Origin of the sequence: Kitasatospora sp. NPDC048407 (assembly GCF_043200475.1) — a bacterium.
GTDB lineage: Bacteria > Actinomycetota > Actinomycetes > Streptomycetales > Streptomycetaceae > Kitasatospora.
This window is the reverse complement of sequence record NZ_JBICXW010000018.1, coordinates 1-18,459: the sequence shown is the minus strand read 5'-3', so window position 1 is coordinate 18,459 and position 18,459 is coordinate 1. Positions and strand designations below refer to the sequence as shown.

15 protein-coding genes are annotated in these 18,459 nt (G+C 74.3%); 7 read left to right on the top strand and 8 right to left on the bottom strand.

Going from position 1 to position 18,459, the window contains the following annotated elements; all coding sequences use genetic code 11:
- Positions 1-115: 115 nt before the first annotated feature.
- Entirely contained in the window at positions 116-1,786 is a 1,671-nt protein-coding gene (locus ACGFWJ_RS27425) for an FAD-dependent oxidoreductase (RefSeq protein ID WP_392954388.1), read from the top strand.
- A 201-nt stretch (positions 1,787-1,987) separates the two neighbouring features.
- Here ACGFWJ_RS27425 and ACGFWJ_RS27420 read toward each other — a convergent pair whose 3' ends face one another.
- Both ACGFWJ_RS27420 and ACGFWJ_RS27415 read right to left on the bottom strand, forming a co-directional pair.
- The gene (locus ACGFWJ_RS27420; RefSeq protein ID WP_392954386.1) at positions 1,988-2,374 is read right to left on the bottom strand and encodes a hypothetical protein; all 387 of its coding nucleotides are present in this window, start codon (positions 2,372-2,374) and stop codon (positions 1,988-1,990) included.
- Between the two features lie 430 nt (positions 2,375-2,804).
- Positions 2,805-3,293 carry a hypothetical protein gene (locus ACGFWJ_RS27415; protein ID WP_392954384.1) on the bottom strand — a complete coding sequence of 163 codons (489 nt, stop codon included), beginning with the start codon at positions 3,291-3,293 and terminating at the stop codon, positions 2,805-2,807.
- 754 nt (positions 3,294-4,047) lie between these two features.
- Here ACGFWJ_RS27415 and ACGFWJ_RS27410 point away from each other — a divergent pair.
- The 5 genes from ACGFWJ_RS27410 (at position 4,048) to ACGFWJ_RS27390 (ending at position 8,275) form a co-directional block, all read left to right on the top strand.
- The gene (locus tag ACGFWJ_RS27410) at positions 4,048-4,608 is read left to right on the top strand and encodes an RNA polymerase sigma factor (RefSeq protein ID WP_387641289.1); all 561 of its coding nucleotides are present in this window, start codon (positions 4,048-4,050) and stop codon (positions 4,606-4,608) included.
- Positions 4,605-5,423 carry a zf-HC2 domain-containing protein gene (locus ACGFWJ_RS27405; RefSeq protein ID WP_392954382.1) on the top strand — a complete coding sequence of 273 codons (819 nt, stop codon included), beginning with the start codon at positions 4,605-4,607 and terminating at the stop codon, positions 5,421-5,423. Before ACGFWJ_RS27410 ends, ACGFWJ_RS27405 begins: the two co-directional genes overlap by 4 nt.
- Before the next feature lie 76 nt (positions 5,424-5,499).
- Entirely contained in the window at positions 5,500-6,306 is an 807-nt protein-coding gene (locus ACGFWJ_RS27400) for an ABC transporter ATP-binding protein (RefSeq protein ID WP_392954381.1), read from the top strand.
- Positions 6,303-7,703: a hypothetical protein gene (locus ACGFWJ_RS27395; RefSeq protein WP_392954379.1), complete on the top strand. Its 1,401-nt coding sequence runs from the start codon at positions 6,303-6,305 to the stop codon at positions 7,701-7,703. The genes ACGFWJ_RS27400 and ACGFWJ_RS27395 overlap by 4 nt, the downstream gene beginning before the upstream one ends.
- Complete coding sequence (locus ACGFWJ_RS27390; RefSeq protein WP_392954377.1) at positions 7,700-8,275, top strand: hypothetical protein; 576 nt, start codon at positions 7,700-7,702, stop codon at positions 8,273-8,275. The genes ACGFWJ_RS27395 and ACGFWJ_RS27390 overlap by 4 nt, the downstream gene beginning before the upstream one ends.
- Before the next feature lie 181 nt (positions 8,276-8,456).
- Here ACGFWJ_RS27390 and ACGFWJ_RS27385 read toward each other — a convergent pair whose 3' ends face one another.
- The 6 genes from ACGFWJ_RS27385 to ACGFWJ_RS27360 form a co-directional block, all read right to left on the bottom strand.
- Positions 8,457-9,857 carry an MFS transporter gene (locus tag ACGFWJ_RS27385; RefSeq protein WP_392954375.1) on the bottom strand — a complete coding sequence of 467 codons (1,401 nt, stop codon included), beginning with the start codon at positions 9,855-9,857 and terminating at the stop codon, positions 8,457-8,459.
- Between the two features lie 130 nt (positions 9,858-9,987).
- Positions 9,988-10,458 carry a hypothetical protein gene (locus ACGFWJ_RS27380; protein ID WP_392954373.1) on the bottom strand — a complete coding sequence of 157 codons (471 nt, stop codon included), beginning with the start codon at positions 10,456-10,458 and terminating at the stop codon, positions 9,988-9,990.
- A gap of 110 nt (positions 10,459-10,568) precedes the next feature.
- Positions 10,569-13,094, bottom strand: a complete 2,526-nt coding sequence (locus ACGFWJ_RS27375; protein ID WP_392954371.1) for a SpoIIE family protein phosphatase — start codon at positions 13,092-13,094, stop codon at positions 10,569-10,571.
- Positions 13,095-13,234: 140 nt separating this feature from the next.
- Positions 13,235-13,849, bottom strand: a complete 615-nt coding sequence (locus tag ACGFWJ_RS27370; RefSeq protein WP_392954369.1) for a TetR/AcrR family transcriptional regulator — start codon at positions 13,847-13,849, stop codon at positions 13,235-13,237.
- Positions 13,850-13,902: 53 nt separating this feature from the next.
- Positions 13,903-15,480: an AMP-binding protein gene (locus tag ACGFWJ_RS27365; RefSeq protein ID WP_392954367.1), complete on the bottom strand. Its 1,578-nt coding sequence runs from the start codon at positions 15,478-15,480 to the stop codon at positions 13,903-13,905.
- A gap of 133 nt (positions 15,481-15,613) precedes the next feature.
- Positions 15,614-16,477 carry an inositol monophosphatase family protein gene (locus tag ACGFWJ_RS27360; RefSeq protein WP_392954365.1) on the bottom strand — a complete coding sequence of 288 codons (864 nt, stop codon included), beginning with the start codon at positions 16,475-16,477 and terminating at the stop codon, positions 15,614-15,616.
- A gap of 402 nt (positions 16,478-16,879) precedes the next feature.
- On the opposite strand from ACGFWJ_RS27360, the gene ACGFWJ_RS27355 reads away from it, so the two are divergent.
- Positions 16,880-18,459, top strand: a 1,580-nt coding sequence (locus ACGFWJ_RS27355) for an FtsX-like permease family protein (RefSeq protein WP_392954363.1), incomplete at its 3' end; no start/stop codon positions are given.

Below are 18,459 nucleotides of genomic sequence, written 5' to 3'. Positions count from 1 at the left end.
GGGTGGCGCGAGAGTTCGCGGCCATCCGGGCGAAGCACCCTGCGTGGTCGTCGGCGGCGGGGGATGGTTGCGGGGTCTGGCGCATCCAGCGCCCCGCACGGATGGAGCAGGTCTGATGAACACACAGATGGCGGACCGGGTGCCGGTCCTGGTCGCGGGCGGTTCCCTGGTGGGGCTGTCGGCGTCCCTCTTCCTCGGCCGGCTCGGCGTGCCGCACCTGCTGGTGGAACGGCACGCGGAGACCTCCCGGCATCCGCGCGGGCGCGGCAACAACCTGCGGACCATGGAGCTGTTCCGCACCGCCGGGGTGGAGGACGACATCCGGGCGGCCGCGTCGGTGCTGGCCGACAACCACGGCATCCTGCAGGCCGAGACGCTGTCCGGCGGCGAGCAGGAGTGGCTGTTCCGGGAGATCGACCCGGGCGGGGGCCTGGCCAGATTCAGCCCGTCCTCGTGGTGCCTGTGCAGCCAGAACGACCTGGAGCCGGTCCTTCAGCGGCACGCCGCCGAACGCGGCGACGTGCGGTTCAACACCGAACTGGTCTCCTTCGAGCAGGACGCCGACGGGGTGACGGGGCGGCTGCTGGACCGGGCCACCGGCGAGGAACGCGAGGTGCGGGCCGACTATCTGATCGCCGCGGACGGGCCGCGCAGCCCCGTCCGGGAACGCCTCGGCATCGGACAGTCCGGGCGCGGCGACCTGTTCCACAACGTCAGCGTCACGTTCCGGGCCAAGCGGCTGGCGGACGTGGTGGGCGACCGGCTGTTCATCGCCTGCTACCTGACCGACCCCGCGGGCGCGGGCGCGCTGCTGCCGGTCGACAACCGCGAGAAGTGGGTGTTCCACCTGCCGTGGCACCCCGAACGCGGCGAGGCCGTCGAGGACTTCACCGACGCCCGTTGCATCGCGCACATCCGGGCCGCCGCCGGGGTCCCCGACCTGGAGGTGGAAATCACCGGCCGGGCCCCGTGGCACGCCGCCGAACGGGTCGCCGACCGGTACGGCGCCGGACGGGTGTTCCTGGTCGGGGACGCCGCCCACGAGATGCCGCCGACCGGCGCGTTCGGCTCCAACACCGGCATCCAGGACGCCCACAACCTGGCCTGGAAGCTCGCCGCCGTACTGGCCGGCTGGGGCGGGCCCCGACTCCTCGACTCCTACGAGAGCGAACGCCGCCCGGTCGCCGTGCAGACCGCGGCCCGGGCCGCGGCCCGCTCCGTCGAGCACCAGCACCCCGGATTCGACGCCGCCCCCGCCGGCGGGCCGCGCACCAACGTCCTGGCCGTGGCGCTCGGCTACCGCTACCCGGAAGGCGCGCTGGTCGGCGCGGACGCCACGGCGGGCGTCGTCCCCGAGCGATTCGCCGCCACCGGCGAACCCGGCACCCGCGCCCCGCACGTATGGCTGCGCGACGCCGCCGGCAAGCGCCTGTCCACCCTCGACCTGTTCGGCGGCGGACCGCTCCTGCTGGCCCCCGCCGGGGGCGGCGCGGCATGGCCGGAGGCCGCCCGGCGAGTGGCCGAGCAGACCGGAGTCCCGGTGCGCTGCCTCCTGATCGGCGAGGGCGGCGACCTGCTGCCCGAGCCCCCCGCCGACCTCCCGTCCGGCGCCCGCCCCACCAGCCCGGTCTCCCCCACCACCTGGCCCGAGGCGTACGGGCTGCACCCGGGCGGCGCCGCGCTCGTCCGTCCGGACGGGTTCGTCGGCTGGCGCGCGACCGGAGCCGTGGGCGACCCGGCCGCGGCACTGCTGGTCGGCGTGCGGGGGGTGGCCGGCCTGGCCTGACAGGGTGCGAAATCAGGGGCGCGTGGGAGGTACCCCCACGCGCCCCTGGTTTCAGTTATTGGCCGGCCTTGCGCAGTGCCCGGCCCGGGGACTGCACTCCGCACCCGCACCCCGCCCCGCTCCAGCCCGGGTCCCTCGGGGCAGGCGCCGGACGGGAGGTCGGCGGGGGGCCCGGGCTACTGGTGCGGCGCCGCCTCGTGGTCAGCAGTCCGGAACGGGATCGGTTTCGCTGGTGATGGCGGTGTCCTTCATGAAGCCGAGTTGACCGTTGTCGGCGACGGTCATCAGCCAGCGGTTCGGGTGCGGCCCGCCGACCCAGGCCTGGCCGTCCTCCTTGCAGTAGAACCAGCTGGGGTTGGAGTTCATGTAGCCGACGACGGTGGAGGGGTCCGGGTAGAGGTGGTTGTTGCCGACCGTGCCGTAGACCGGAGAGCCGGGCACGTTGTAGCAGTACCACCGGTTGCTCTCCCCGGGCCAGCAGTTGTCGGCCGCCGAGGCGGACGGCGCTGCCACGATGCCCAGGCTCACGGCGAGGGCGGTGGCGACAACGGCGGCGGTGATCCTGGCGGTTCGGACTCTGCTGAGCACGTCTCACTCCTGGCTGTGTGCCTGCGAACTGACTGGCTCGCAGCGTGCCCGGCAGCCCTGGCGTGTCACACATCCGACATTGCCGGTGACTCGAAGTGATTGGTCTCCAGGGGGACTTGCCCGAACATCGTCGGTCACACGCACGACCGTGGGGCAGGTGTTCGCCCGTGGCACACCACCTGTCCGACCTTCGCCCTCACCCCGCAGCGACCGGACGGCGGGGATGCCCTGGCGGACTCCGCGAAACCGCCGGCGATGACCAGGAGCAGCTCGCTTCGGTGGCACTGGCCGACATTGAACGGGCCCGGCCGGTGCCGCCGGCTGCGCCGCCTCGCGAGCGGTCGTACCGTCACCGCCGACTCGAGCGGCACCTCGGCGGTCACGCTCCAGTCGGCAGGCCGGTTCACCTGCTGTGAGCTACGCCGGGGATTCAGCGTGGCGCCGAATCGCCGGGAGCGAGAGCGGGCCGGCCCGTGCTCCACGGCTCGGGCACGCCCACTCGCACGTCGAGGTCCCAAAGGACGCACTCCTCGTCCGGCCGGGCAACGAACGACCATGCCACGGCCGTCCGGTGCAGCTGTTCCCGCATCGATCCCGCGCGTCTCGCATCCCCGGGGAGCTCACCACCCTGGGGATGGTGATGCAGGAACTGCCCGTAGCTTGCCTGACAGAAGGCCGCGTAGCGCGCGGTGCACAGAATCAACCCGTGCCACGCCTCGTCCACAGCGAACGAGGGCATGCCGATGACCTGCTCGTCCAGCAGGGCCGCTCCGCAGCACCGTAGCCACTGTCGCAGCCCGGTCTCGACCAGCTCCCGCGGCCGGAAGGGACAGGTCTTGTAGACGGCAGGGGGAAGTTCAAGCGCGTCGACCGCCGACTGCATACGGTCGAGCCGTCGCGAGAACCGTCCTGGAAGCACGCCGCTTCTCCGTCCTGAATGGCCAAAGAACTACCTCGGCAGCAGGTTCGTGCCGACCGCCCCGGTCCCGACGAGACGTCGGTACGGCTGGGCACTCAGCTTCCGCCGCCGCAACCCCCTCCGCAGCCACCTCCACCTCCCCCGCCACAACCGCCGCCGCCTCCGCAGCCACCTCCGCCGCCGCCGTCTCCGCCGCCGCTGTCTCCGCCGCCGCCCTTGTACCGCGATCGCCTGTTGGCGTCGTCCTGGTTCGAGAGCCAGCTGATGACCCTGACGGCAGCCCAGATGATGCCGGCCCAGATCAGAAATTCCATGAAGGTTGTCTACCCATTCCCTTACGAGCGACCGGCTTCCCTTTGGGGAAGTTCGCGGTGCGAGGACCGGGCTGAGCCGGGCTCGGTCGCATCTGTCACATCGTCACCTCCTGTGCCACAGGCGACAGTTCATGACCGGCGCCGTGCGAGCCGGGAGGGCGGCGGACAGCTGACCGGCTTCACTTGCGTCCGTGTTCCCGTCCCGGCCCGGGCCGCTGCGCCTTGTCCAGTCGCCGCCCAGGCCCGGGACCCGTTTCCGGCTGGGTGTGCCCGTTGCGGGCCGGGGCCGGCTAGTCGGTCCGGGTGGCCGTCGGGCCGCCGTGGAGGGCGGTCCGGGGCCGGTCGATGTAGTCCGGCCCCCTGCCACGCCCTGCCGCCAACGTGTGACACGGATCACGCCACGTCGAGAACCCGGCCGCGGGTGCTCGCGTCTGGCAGGTGTGAGAGCACGCAGGAGAGCACTGGACGAGCTGGACGAGGAACGTCTGCTCCGGCTGGTCGCCAGGAGCGACCGGGCGGCGTTCGACGAGCTGTACCGGCGCACCGCGCCGTGGCTGGCAGTGCGGTTGCGCCGTCGCTGTGCGGACGAGCAGATCGTCGCCGAGGTGATGCAGGAGACCTATCTCGCGGTGTGGCGCGCGGCGGGCGCTTTCGCCGGCAGCGCGGTGGGCGGCAGCGCCGTCGGCTGGTTGTGGACCATCGCGGCCCGCCGCCTGGTCGACGCCTTCCGCCGCCGCGCGCACCACGCCGAACCGCCGGCCGCCGCGGCCGGGACGGCCATCGCGCCGGCCGCCGAGGACGAGGCGCTGGCCGCGTCGGTCGGCGGCGACGTGGGGGACGCGCTACGGCGCCTCGCCCCCGAGCTGCGCGCGGTGCTGCAGGCCACCGTCCTCGACGGGCTCTCCGTCCGGGAGGCGGCCGTCCTGCTCAGACTGCCCGAAGGCACGGTCAAGACCCGTGCCCGCCGGGCCCGGATCGCGATGCGGAAGGAACTGGCATGAGCGCGGACCACGCATCGGCGGGGCTGATCGACGCGTATGCGCGAGGTGGCGACGGGCTGCCCGCGGACACCGTCTGGGCCCTGGAGGCGCACCTGGAGGGCTGCGCGCCCTGCCGGGGGCTGCTGGCGGCGGCCGTGCCCGACGCGGCGCCCGGCGTCGCGGCGCTCGTCGGCTCCGTGCACGACGCGCTGCGGCCGCAGCTGGACGCGGCCCGCCCGGTGCCCGTGCGGCGCCGGACCCGGTGGCTGCCGGCCTGGGCCGCGCCGGCCGCTTCGCCCTGGCTGCTGACCGCCGTCGCGGTGGCGCTGCTGGCACTGACGCTGGACTCCGCGGGGCCGCCGGACATGTTCGGCCAGGTGTCGCCGCTGCTGCTGGTGGCGCCCGTGCTGCCGCTGTGCGCGGCCGCCGCCGCGTGGGCGCCCGGCCTCGACCCGGCGCACGAACTGACCGCCGCCACCCCGCGTTCCGGCCTCCCGCTGCTGCTGCGGCGCACCGTCGCCGCACTGGCCGTGGTGCTGCCGGTACTGCTGGCGGCAGGCGGGCTGACCGGGGCGATGACGGCCGCGCAGTGGCTGCTGCCCTCGCTGGCCTTCACCAGCACCGCACTCGCTCTCGGCAGCGTCGTCGGCGTCGGCCGGGCCGCCGCCGCGCTGGTCGCCGTCTGGGCCGCGGCCGTCGCGGCACCCGTCTGGGCCACCGGCCGCCTGCCGTTCGTACTGCGGCCCGAGCAGCTGCCCGGCTGGGCGCTGCTGCTCGTCCTCGGCGCCGCCACGGTGCTCGCCCGTCGGCGCGCCTACTCCGCGCCCCGTACCTGAACCACTCCCTGCCACGCGCCGTCTGGGCCACCAGCGCCGCACCTGACCCACCCCTTTTCCGGAAGGAACCACCTCCATGCCACGCGCCGTCAGCGCGGTCTCCGTCGCGCCCAAAACCCATGCCTGGGAGATCCGGGCCGAGGGCCTGCTCGTCCGGGCCGGACGCAAGAAAATGGCCGTCAATGGCCTCGACCTCGCCCTGGGCACCGGCGCCCACGGCCTGCTCGGCCCGAACGGGGCCGGCAAGACCACCCTGATCCGGGCGCTGGCCACCGTGCTGCGCCCCGCCGGTGGCGAGCTGGAACTGCTCGGCACCGCCGCCGGCCACGCCGACCTTCGGGCGCTGCGCCGCCGGATCGGGTACCTGCCGCAGGACTTCGGGTACTACCGGCGATTCACCGTGCGGGAGTTCGTCGAGTACATGGCCTGGCTGAAGGAGGTCCCGAAGGCCGAGATCCCGGGCGCCGTCCAGCGGGCGGTGGAGCGGGTCGGCCTCGCGGACCGCGCCGACCACCGGATGAAAACGCTGTCCGGCGGCATGGTGCGGCGGGCCGGCATCGCGCAGGCCATCGTCAACGATCCCGACCTGCTGCTGCTGGACGAGCCGACCGCAGGGCTGGACCCGGCGCAGCGGCTGCGGTTCCGCGAGCTGCTGCAGGAACTCGGCCGGGACACCTGCGTGGTGGTCTCCACCCATCTGGTCGAGGACGTCGCCGCCGCCTGCTCCGACGTGGTGCTGTTCGCGGACGGCCGCCTGGTCTTCCAGGGCACCCCGGACGACCTGGCCGCCGCCGGCGGTCCCGAACACCCGGGCGACAGCCCCCTGGAGCGCGGCTACTCGGCGCTGCTCCGCCGCACCGAGCAGCCCGGGGGTATCTGGTGAACGTACGTGTGCTGCGGACCGAGCTGCGTCGCTCGGCCGCCCCGTGGGCCGGGCTGCTGGTGCTCGGCGGCTCGCTGGCCGTCCTGTTCCTGATCGACGGCATCTGGTGGCACGGCACGGCCGGCTGGACGGCGCAGTGGACGCCGATGGCGATGTGGACGCGCTGGCTGCTGGGTTTCTGGTGGCCGCTGACGGTGGGCGTCGGCGCGCTGTACGGCCTGCGCGACGCCCGCTCGGGGACGGCGGAGCTGTTCGGCACGGTGCCGAAGCCGGCCTGGCGGCGCGCCGCGCTGCCCGCCGGGGCGATGGCCGGGGTCCTGGTGGCCGGGTTCGGCGCGGTGGTGACGGCGGGCGCGGTGCAGGTGGCGCTCGGCGACTCCGGGTACCGAACGCTGGGCTGGGTGCCGATCTCGCTGGTGGCGGCGCTCGCCCTGGCGGCGGGAGCGGTGTTCGGCATGGGCGTGGCGAAGACCGTGCCGTCGGTGCTGACCCCGCCCGCGTTGGTGGTGCTCTCGCTGGTGACGCTGGGCACGCTGCGGTTCACCGGCGACGGCGCGGTGCCCGGCGCCACCGTCGCGCCGAACCGGCTCGCCCTGTTCTCCCCGGTGACGGTCGATCCGCGTGAGGCGCTGCTCACCCTGTCCGGCTCCGTCCACCTCGGCCAGACGCTGTGGCTGCTGGGCCTGGCCGCGACCGGTCTCGCCCTGCTGGTCGCCGCGACCCGCCGGAACCGGCTGCTGGCCCTCACCCCGGTGCTGGTGGGCGCGGCGCTGGCGCTGGCGGTGCTGCCCGGCGACGCCCGTCACACGTACGTGGTGGACGCGGCGGCGGCCCGGCCCGTCTGCGACGGTCCGGTGTGCGTGACGACGGCCGACCGGCACCGGCTGCCGGAGCTGTCGGAAAGCGGCGCCGAGGCGCTGCGGATCCTGCACGACGTACTGGGCGACGGGGCGCCGCGGGCGATCCGCGAGGACGCCGAGCCGCGCGCCCTCGGCGACCCGCGACGGATCGACGCCGGGACGATCCTGGTCGACTTCGACGAGCGGGAGTTCGGCCACGCGAGCGGCCGGGACCTCACCCGCGCCCTGGTCGCGCAGGGCCTCGTCCCGACCTGCTACGCCCGCACCGACCGGGAGGGCGGACTGGTCAGCGACGCCGCCGCGCAGAGCGTCGCCGCGAGCTGGGCGCTCGGCGAGAGCGCGCTGGTGCCGGTGGAGACCCCGGGCGACAGCTCGTACGACCAGCAGGCCTGGGAGAACGCCCGGGCCGCCTGGACCGCGTTCGCCGCCGCTCCCCCGGCCGAACAGCGCGCGCGGATCGCCGCGCTGCACGACGACGCGCTGTCCTGCTCGACGAACCGCCGCCTGAACGTCCTGGCCGGATCGGAGGCCCGATGAACTGGCTGGTGCTGTACGCCCGTTCACGTCAGGTGCCGCTCTCGGCGGCCGTCGTCGCTGCCGTGGCGCTGAGCGTGTGGGCGCTGGTGGACGCCGCCCCGGCGGGCGCGGAGGACCGGGGCACCACCGCGCTCGTGCTGACCGCCAACGTGCTGGCCGCCGTCGTCGGCCTCGGCGGGCAGGACGCGGTGCTCGACCGCACCGCCGCGATCCGCTGGGCGCCGCGCCGGGCCGCGCACGTCCTGCTGATCGGCGCCGCCGCCGGAGCGGCCGTGCTGGCCGTGCAGGCCGTCGGACCGGAGCTGGCCTCCGTCTCGGTGGTGGTCCGCGACAGTGCGGGCCTGGCGGGCCTGGCCGCGCTCGGCGCGGCCTGCTGGGGCACCACGTACGCGTGGGCGCTGCCGACCGGCTGGCTGGCGTTCACGATGCTGGTTCCGCCACTGGGCGGCGTCCAGGGCCGGGTGGGCATGTGGCTGATCCAGCCGGCCGGGACCACGGCGGCCACCGTGACGGCGTCGGCGCTGCTGGTGGTTGGCACCACGCTCTACGCTGCGGCGGGTCCGCGGCGGTAAGCGAAATTGGCGCGCGACAAGCGCAAAGCCCGTCCGCAAGGTCGCGATCAAGTGCAAGTCATTGTCCTGCGTCGCGATCTTGCTGACGGGTGCCTTCCGCTTCGCGCAGTTCCCCGCGCCCCTGGTTGTGCTCTCCCTGGTTGTGCTCTCCCTGGTTGTGTTCTCCCTGGTTTCGCACCCCTTATGGGCGCAGCGCAGCAATGAGCGCCAGAAGCACGAACGCGATCACCACGGCGAGGCTGAGTTGGAACGCGCCGGGGTAGTCGGCCGGCGTGTGCAGGTGCCCGAAGAACGTCGCGCCGACGGTGGCGATGCCGGCTGCGGAGCCGATTCGCTGGGCGGTCTGCAGGACGCCGCCGGCGCTGCCGGCCCGGGCGACGGGTACCTCGTTGAGGGTGAGGGCCTGGTTCGGGGAGACCACCAGTCCGCTGCCGAGGCCGGCCACCAGCAGTGGCAGGGCGGTGGCCCAGCCGACGAACGGGCCGTTGAAGAGGTGGACGGCGAGTGCGGCGAACGCCAGGCCGACGGCGACGGTGGCCAGGCCGACGGCGATCAGCCGTCGGCCGTAGCGGACCACGATCCGGCCACCGATGGTGGAGGCGACCGCGGAGGCCAGGGCGAACGGGGTGATGGCGAGGCCCGCGTAGAGCGCGCTGTAGCCGCGGCCGGCCTGCAGGTAGAGCGTGAAGACGAAGAACACGGCGGTGAATCCGGCGAAGTACAGCAGCGACACCAGCGAGCCGGAGGTGAACGAGCGGGTGCGGAACAGCGCGGGGTGGACCAGTGGCTCGCGGCTGCGGGCGTACCGGTGTTCCCATCCGGCGAACGCGGCGAGCGCCAGCACCGAGGCGGCCAGCAGCAGCCACTTGCGGGGGTCGTGCCACTGGGCCTGGACCAGCGGGAGCAGCAGCAGGACGGTGCCGGTGCCGAGCAGCAGCACGCCGACGGGGTCGAAGTCGCGGCGGGCGCAGGTGTCGGGGGTGGGGGCGGGCAGCAGGCGGCCGGCGAACGGGAGGAGGGCCAGGCCGATCGGGAGGTTGACGTAGAACACCCAGCGCCAGCCCTCCTCGGTGCCGAACGCGGCGATCAGCAGGCCGCCGAGCATCGGGCCGACGGCGGTGGAGAAGCCGATGGTGGTGCCGAGCAGGCCGAACGCGCGGGCGCGTTCGCCGCCGCGGAACAGTTGCTGGATGAAGCCGGAGACCTGCGGCACCAGCAGTCCGCCGGACATGCCTTGCAGCAGGCGGGCGACGACCAGCCAGTCCTCGTTCTGGGCGGCGCCGGCCAGCGCGCTGGTGGCGGTGAACGCCGCGAGTCCGGTGAGGAAGACCGGGCGGCGGCCGATCGCGTCGCCGAGCCGCCCGGCGGGGACCAGGACCAGGCCGAACGCCAGCGAGTAGCCGGAGAGCACCCACTGGAGTCCGGCTTCCGACATGTGCAGGCCGGTGCGTACGGACGGCAGCGCTACGTTGACGATCGACACGTCGAGCAGGGTCATGAATCCGGCGGTCAGGCACACCGCGAGGGCCCGCCAGCGGCGTACTCCGGTGGTCGCGCCGCCGACTGTCGTGGGCTGGGCCATACGTGTGTCCTTCCGTCCGGCGCCCGGTCCGGGCGGCGTCCAGTCTGGGCGGCGCGGACGGGGGCGGGCGGGCGGCGCGCCGGGGTTGACGACCGGTCGGCGGACGCCGGGTCGGGCGTCGGGCGGCAGATCAGGCGTCGGACGGCAGGTCGAGGAGCAGCTGCTGGGCGTCGGCGAAGGCGGGCGGGTCGGCGCCCAGGTCGGTGAGGGTGGTGATGACGACGCCGTCGACGCCGGTCAGCCAGTTGCTGGTCTTGGACTGCACGACCACGGTCTGGATGTGTTCGGTGCCGTCGCACAACACCTGGGTGGGTGAGGTGCGGGTGGAGCCGAAGGCGATGCTGGCGGGGTCCTCGGGGTCGGTCTGTTCGACGGAGGTGTTGAGGGAGCGCGGGCCGTCGGAGGGGGCGCAGGTGTAGGTGAGTTCGACGCGGACCCGGCTGGGGATCTTCGGGTCGATGCTGACCCCGGTGATCCCGATGACGGTCGCGGCGTCGGCGTCGGGGTCCTGGTCGGCGAGGGCGACGGGCACGAGGGCGACGGGCACCAGGGCAAGGCCCAGGGTGAGTGCGGTGAGGGCGGCGGGGAGGCGGAGCTGCACGGCGGGACCTTCCGGACGGAGGGATTTCTCCGACTGTCCGTCAGCCCCGCCGTGCGGGCGAGTTGTGGCCGCCAGGCGGGTGTTGTCCCGGCGTGTCTGCGCGGCGGATGTCAGCCGGGCCGGTAGGGCAGTTCGATCTCCGCCCAGACCACCTTGCCGTTCTTGGTGGGGCGGGTGCCCCAGCGGTGGGCGAGTTCGCTGACCAGGTGGATGCCGCGGCCACCCTCGTCCTCCTCGGCGGAGCTGCGCAGCCGGGGCGGCTGGCCGCCGGCGTCGGAGACCTCCAGGGTGAGGGTGCGGTCGCGGAACAGACGCAGCCGGCGGGGGGCGGCGGCGTGCAGCAGGGCGTTGGTGACGAGTTCGCTGACCACGAGTTCGGCGTAGTCGGTGAGGGTGGACAGGCCCCAGCTGTCGAGGGTGGCGCGGGTGAAGCGGCGGGCGCGGGCGGGCAGCGGGCCCTCGGTGGGGAGGATCAGGGTGGCGATCTTGTCGGCGGGCACGGGCAGCGCCCGGGCCATGATCATCGCGATGTCGTCCTCGGTGCCGTCGGTGACCAGCGCGGCGAGGGCCGCGTCGCAGCTCTCCTCCAGGGTGCGGCCGGGGGCGGCGAGGGTGCGGGCGAGCAGGTCGATGCCCTCGTCGATGTCGCGGCCACGGCGTTCGACCAGGCCGTCGGTGTAGAGCGCGAAGGTCGATCCGGGCGGCAGGGTGAACTCGGTGGATTCGAACGCGCCGCCGCCGATACCGAGCGGGACGCCGGGCGGCAGGTGCATCACGTGGGCGCTGCCGTCGGGGTCGACCCGTACCGGCGGGAGGTGGCCGGCGGAGGCGATCACCACGCTGCGGTCGACGGGGTCGTAGACGGCGCACACGCAGGTGGCGAACTGGCCGTCGCCGATCGCGGAGGCGGTCTCGTCGAGCCGGCCGAGGACCTGTTCGGGCGACAGGTCGAGGGTGGCCAGGGTGCGGGCGACGGTGCGCAGCTGGCCCATGGTGGCGGCGGCCCGGATGCCGTGGCCCATCACGTCGCCGACCACCAGGGCGACCCGTCCGCAGGACAGCGGGACCACGTCGAACCAGTCGCCGCCGACCTCGCTGACCACGCTGGAGGGCAGGTAGCGGTGGGCGATCTCCAGGCCGAGGGTGCGGTGGATCTCCTGCGGCAGCAGGCTGCGCTGCAGGGTGAGGGCGGTTTCGCGTTCGCGCCGGTAGAGGCGGGCGTTGTCGATGGCGAGGGCGGTGCGGGCGACGAGTTCCTCGGCGAGCGAGACGTCGGCGGCGCTGAACGGTTCGGGGTTGCGGGTGCGGATGAACTCGGCGCCGCCGAGCACCATGCCGCGGGCGATCAGCGGCACCAGCAGGTAGGAGTGGATGCCGGCGGCCATGCCGGGGGCGACCCGGTCCTCGCTGGGCACGATGCCGCGCAGCACCTCTTCGTCGACCTGCGGTTTGAACAGCGGGCGGCCGCTGCGCATGCACTGGGTGTAGGTGCGTTCGGCGCCGTACTCGGTGGTGCCGCCGACCTGGTCGGCGGCGCCCGTCAGGCTGGTGCCGTAGGCCTCGCCGACGGCCAGCGCGCGGACCTGGACGGCCTTGCCGGGCTGGATCGGGGCGGGTTCCTCGCCGCGCACCACCGGTTCGAGCAGGTCGACGGTGGCGAAGTCGGCGAATCGCGGGATGACCGCCTCGACCAGTTCCTCGGCGGTGCGCTTCAGGTCGAGGGTGGTGCCGATGCGGGCGCTGGCGGAGGCGATCAGCGCGAGGCGTTCCTGGGCGCGGGCGGCGCGGGCCTCGGCCCGGAAGCGCTCGGTGACGTCGATGATCGAGGAGGACACGCCGAGCACCCGGCCGGTGGAGTCCTCCAGCCGGAAGTAGGACGCCGACCAGGCCCGGTCGTGGCGCGGGTCGGCGGGGACGCGGCCGTGCGAGCGGGCGTCTATGACGGGCTTTCCGGTGGCCAGCACCTGCCGCATCACGGCTTCGACCTCGGCGGCGTTGATGCCGGGCAGCACGGTGGTGATCCGCCGGCCGAGGTGCTGCTCGATGGTGAGGCCGTTGATCCGGGCGAGTGCCTCGTTGAGGCGGACGAAGCGCAGGTCGGTGTCGTAGACGGCGAGGCCGATCGGCGACTGGTTGAAGAAACCGTCGAAGACCGCCAGGTCGGACTCCACCTCGTGCAGGGCGTGCACGTCGGAGGCGGTGGCCAGCAGCAGGGTGCGGCCGTCGGGGCCGGCGATCGGGTAGGTGTGGAACTCCAGCTCGACGGTGGAGCCGTCCCGGCGGCGGACCGAGTGGGTGCCGGTCCAGCCGTGGCCGGCCAGCAGTTTGCGGAACACCTTCTCGCCGGTGTCGATCCCGTCGTCGGCGAGCAGCAGCCGGGCCGGGTGCGCGCCGAGGGCCTCGTGGGCGGACCAGCCGGTGAGGGCCTCGGCCTCCTCGCTCCAGTGCAGGATGCGGCCGTCGTCCTGGACCAGCGCGGTGGCCAGTGGGACCAGGCGGTGCCCGGCCAGGCGCGCGGAAGCGTCGCCCGCCGCGTCCCGGCCAGGCGTCTCTTCGAATCCGTGCGTGCTCAGTTGGCCACCTGCCCGGTACCTTCCCCGGTTCTGCCGGTAGTTCCGGCTTCCACCAGACTGCATGGCCTGCCGCACGCCTGCGACTGGTGATCGTGCGGGCGACGTGACCGAAGGTGAGAGTCTCCTCGATCCTGGCCTTTCGGGGCAAGGGGAAGACGGTGATCTGCCGGTGGTCGCCGCCGGTCAGGGGCATGACGGGGCGCTCAGCCGGCGAGTGCGGCGTCCAGCAGGCGGGACCACTGGCGGACGATGCCGGCCCGGCGCGGGCCGTCGTCGGTGAGCAGGTTCGCCAGGCCGAGGCCGCGGGCGAGGTCCAGCGTCGCCTGGACGGTCTCCCGGACGCCGGTGGCGCTCTCGTCGGCGCCCAGGCATTCGACGGCGGCCCGGTGCGCCTCGCGGCCGACGTGGTTCTCCAGGCTGACGATCCGTTCGCGCAGCGGCTGTTCGGTGGCGGCGGCCACCCACAGGTGCAGGGCGGCCCGGAACAGCGGGCCGGTGTAGAGCCGGACGATCATCTCCACCACCGCCTCGGTGCGCGCGGGCCCGGGCGGCGGCAGCTCCTGGACGTGCGACAGGACGGCGGCCAGCCGCTCGGCGGCGACGTGTTCGACGGCGGCGGTGAACAGGTCCTCGCGGGTGCGGAAGTGGTGCTGGGCGGCGCCGCGGGTGACGCCGGCCCGCTCGGCGACCGCCGCGACGGTGGAGCCGTTCCAGCCGACCTCGGCCAGGCACTCCACCGCCGCCTCCAGCAGCCGGCGGCGGGTGGCGCGGCTGCGGTCCTGCTGGGGGGCGCGCGCGGCGGGGGTGCTGGTCGTCATCGGCGGCTCCTGCTCGGCTGGGCGGGTGTGCGCGTCCCGATCCTGGCAGATCGTCACTTGCCTGCGGCACGGTCCCGCAGTTCGCGGCGGAGGATCTTGCCGCTGGCGGACTTCGGGACGGCATCCAGGAACTCCACCTCGCGCACCTTCTTGTACGGGGCGACCCGGCGGGCCACGTACTCGATGACCTCCTGCTCGGCGAGTTCGCAGCCGAACGCGGGCACCACGTACGCCTTGGGACGTTCGGTGCCCTCGGCGTCGGTGACGCCGATCACCGCGGCGTCGGCGATCGCGGGGTGGGTGAGCAGCAGGGCCTCCAGTTCGGCGGGGGCGACCTGGTAGCCCTTGTACTTGATGAGCTCCTTCACGCGGTCGACCACGTACAGGTAGCCGTCGCTGTCGACGTGGCCGACGTCGCCGGTGTGCAGCCAGCCGTCGGCGTCGACGGTGGCGGCGGTGTCGGAGTCCCGGCCGAAGTAGCCCTTCATCACCTGCGGGCCGCGGAACAGCAGTTCGCCGTCCTCGCCGGGGCCGAGGTCGCGGCGCGGCTCGTCGCAGGACAGCACCCGCAGTTCGGTGCCGGGGACGAGGCGGCCGACGGTGCCGGCCGGCGGGTTGGGGTCGTGCGGCGGGACGACGTGGGTGACCGGGGAGAGTTCGGTCATGCCGTAGCCCTGGAGCAGGTGCGGCAGGCCGAGGCGGCGGGCGCAGGCGGCGGCGAGTTCGGCGTCCAGCGGGGCGGCGGCGCTGAGCACGTAGCGGACGGAGGACAGGTCGAAGCGGTCCACCAGCGGGTGCTTGGCCAGCGCGAGGGCGATCGGCGGGGCCACGTACACCCCTTCGATGCGGTGGTCCTGGATGGCGGTCAGGAACTGCTCCAGGTCGAAGCGGGGCAGCACGACGATGGTGGAGCGGGCGCGCAGGGGGCGGTTGAGCAGCGCGGTGAGGCCGTAGATGTGGAAGAACGGCAGGACGGCGAGGATGCGTTCGCCGGGGGCGGTGCGCAGCATTGCGTCGGTCTGGGCGAGGTTGGTGGAGACCGAGCGGTGGGTGAGCATCACGCCCTTGGGCAGGCCGGTGGTGCCGCTGGAGTACGGGAGCACGGCGAGGTCGTTGGCCGGGTCGAGTTCGGGGGCCGGTTCGGGGGCGTCGGCGGCGGCGAGGTCGGCGAGCGAGCGGTGGCCGTCCGCCCCGTCGCAGACGAAGATCTCGGCGACGGGGTGGGTGGCGGCGGCCTCCCGGGCGACCGGCAGGAACGCGGCGATGGTGATGATCCAGCGGGCCCCGGAGTCGCGCAGCTGGTCGGCGAGTTCGGCAGCGGTGGCGAGCGAGCTGACGGGGGTGACGGTGGCGCCGGTGCGAGTGGTGCCGTAGAACGCCAGCGGGTAGGCCACGGTGTTCGGGCTGAACAGCGCCACCACCTCTCCCTTGCCGACGCCCGCGGCGGCCAGCCCGGCGGCGATCCGGCGGCTGCCCGCGTCCAGCTCGCGGTAGCTGACGGTGCGTCCGGTCAGCGCGTCGACCAGAGCGGGCAGTTCGGCGTGCTCGCCGGTGGCGCAGTCGCCGAGGACGGCGTCGTGGATGGGCCGGTCGAGCGGGGCGACGGTCGGGTAGTCGCTGTGGAACACCATGCGGGCCTCCGGGGCGGGCTCGGCGGGCGGGAGTGATGGCGCGGTGCGGTGCATCGGTGCTGGTGGCGCGTGTGTGTGTCGCTGGCCAAGGTTGCCGGGGCGGGGAGGGGCGCGGGCAGGGCGCGTGGCGGGCTTACGGGGTCGCGCGGCGGTGCTGGCGGTACTGGCGGTACTGGCGGTACTGGCGGTACTGGCGGTCGATCAGGTCGAGCAGGCGGGCGTGGGTGTCCGGGTCGGCGGCGACCAGCAGGCCGCCGTCGCCGCTGTGCAGGGGCTTGCCGCGCAGGTCGGTGACGGTGCAGCCGGCCGCTTCGCACAGCGCGAGGCCGGCGGCGAAGTGCACGCTGTCGGCGAGGTGTCCGTCGGTGATGTAGGCGGCGCGCCGGCCGGCGGCGACCCAGGCGACGGCGAGCGTGCTGGAGACCACCCGGGGGCGGAACGCGGCCTCGAAGTCGGGGTCGGTGAGCAGGTGCGCGGCGCGGAACTCGGCGGCGTTCGGGTACGGCGGGTCGAGGTTGAGGTCGACCAGGTGGGACTCGGCGGACGGGAGGAGCCGGGTGTCCTGGCCGTCGTGGCGGACGTACGCCCGTTCGCCGTCGGTCCAGTAGGTCTCGCCGGTGTACGGGTCGGCGGTGGCGGCGGCGACCGTCTGCCCGCCGGCGCGCAGGGCGACGTTGACGGCCACCAGGTGGGTGCCGACGGCGTAGTTGAGCGTGCCGCAGAGCGGGTCGATCAGCCAGCGCCGGTCGGCGTCCGCCGCGCCGGTGCGGCCGCTCTCCTCGCCGGTGAACGCGTCGCCGGGGCGGGCGGCGCGCAGCAGGTCGAGGATGGCGCCCTCGGCGGCCAGGTCCGCGGCGGTGGCGAAGTCGCCGCCGCCCTTGTGGTGCCGTTCGGCGGTGGCCCAGGACTGGGCGCGAACCGCCTCGGCGCCGGCCTCGGCGGCCCGGCGGGCGAGGTCGGCGTCGGTGCGCTCGTCGGACTTGTTCGTGATCGGCATGGCGGGAGCGTAACCGCCCGCGCCGGTGCAGTCCGATGATCCGCCGAATGTGACCGCGCACCGGTGCGCGGAGGCCGCCCGCGACGGCGTCCGGGGCGCCTGGGCCCGTTGGACGCCGGCACCGGAGCGCGCGCCCTCGTGCTCGGCGCGACCGGAGCGGGATCAGGCGGCCGCACCCGCCGCGCGCGGCAGCTCCAGCACGGCCGGTCCGGTCTCGGAGGGCGGCTTTCCGGAGCTGGCGGTTCCGTCATCTCACCTACTCCCATGGGCAGTTGGGAGCGGATGGCCTCGTTCTACTCACTCTGACAACGGTTCGCGCAAGCCCCTTCCGCTGCCCGATCCCATCTGACAGAGTCGTCCGCCATCCGGTACACGCTGACCGGAACGGGGGTACGGGGAACAATGTTTGGCTTTGTGCTGCGCCGACTGCGCGGGCGGCTGCCGCTGGCTGCCGCCGTGCTGTTCACGGTGCTGATCACCACCACCGTGCTGACCGCCCTGGTGGCCTTCAACCGCACCGCCGCCGAGGCCGGCCTGCGCCGGAATCTCGACGGCGGCAACCGGGTCGGTGTGGTGCTGAGCGCCGACGACGCGGTGGACGCCCGGGCGGCGGACGACGCGAAGGCCGCCGCGCTCGGCACCCAGCTGTTCAACGGGCTGCCGGTCGCCACGCAGTCCCTCGCGCTCAGCCGCGCGTACGGGCTGCCCGGACTGTCGAACGCCCAGGACCCGGACCTGACGGTGCTGGCCTCACTGGACCGCGGCCGGCTGAAGCTGGCGGCCGGCCAGTGGCCGACCGCCAAGGGCGCCCCCGCGGGCCCCGACACCGCGGGGACCGTCCAGGCCGCCGTGCCGGAGAGCGCCCTGAGCCGGCTCGGCCTGACCGACGACGCGCTGCCCGCCAAGGTCACGCTGTCCGACCGGTACGGCGGCCGGCCGCTCACCGTCGAGGTCACCGGCGCCTACCAGGTCGCCGACCGGAACGCCCCCTACTGGCGGCTCGACCCGCTCGGCGGCCGCGAGATCCAGGTCAAGGGCTTCACCACGTACGGTCCGATGGCGGTGGACGACGGCCTCTTCACCTCCGGCCTGCTGCCGCAGGACAGACGAAGCCTGCTGCTGACCGCCGACTTCTCCGCCGCCGACCCGGAGCGCGTCGACCAGGTCCGGGCCCGCGCCGACAAGCTGCCCGACCTGGTCAGGCACTACAGCGCCGGACTCCAACCGCAGACCGAACTGCCGGCCCTGCTCGGCGAGTTGCATTCGGCGACGCTGGTCGCCCGTTCCAGCCTGCTGATCGGGGCGCTGCAACTGGCGGTGCTGGCCGCGGCCGCGCTGCTGCTGGTGGTGCACCTGGTGGCGGAACGGCAGCGCCCGGAGAACGCCCTGCTCACCTCGCGCGGCGCGACCCGGCGGCAACTCGCCGCCTGGACGGCCGTCGAGGCACTGCTGCTCGCCCTGCCCGCCGCGGTACTCGCCCCGCTGCTGACCGGGCCGGTGCTGCGGCTGCTGACCTCCTGGGGCCCGCTGGCCGGGATGCCGCTGGACCACACCGACACCACCGTCCGCTGGCCGGTGGCCGCGGCCTGCGCGCTGGCCTGTGTCGCGCTGGTCGCGCTGCCGCCCGTGCTGCGGCGCGACGCCGACCGGGTGGTGTCGCGCCGACAGGCCGTGGTCAGCACCGTGGCCCGCTCCGGCGCCGACCTGACCCTGCTGGCGCTGGCCGTGATCACCTACCAGCAGCTGGCCGCCCGCACCGGCGGCCTCTCGATGGACGCCGCCGGGCAGCTGGGCATCGACCCGGTGCTGGTCGCGGCGCCCACCCTGGCGCTGTGCGCGGGAACGCTGCTGGTGCTGCGGGTGCTGCCGTTCGCGGCCCGGCTCGGGGCCCGGCTGGCCGCCCGGGGCCGCGGCCTCGGCGCGGCGCTCGGCGGCTGGCAGCTGGCCCGCCGCCCCGGCCGGGCGAACGGCCCGGTGCTGCT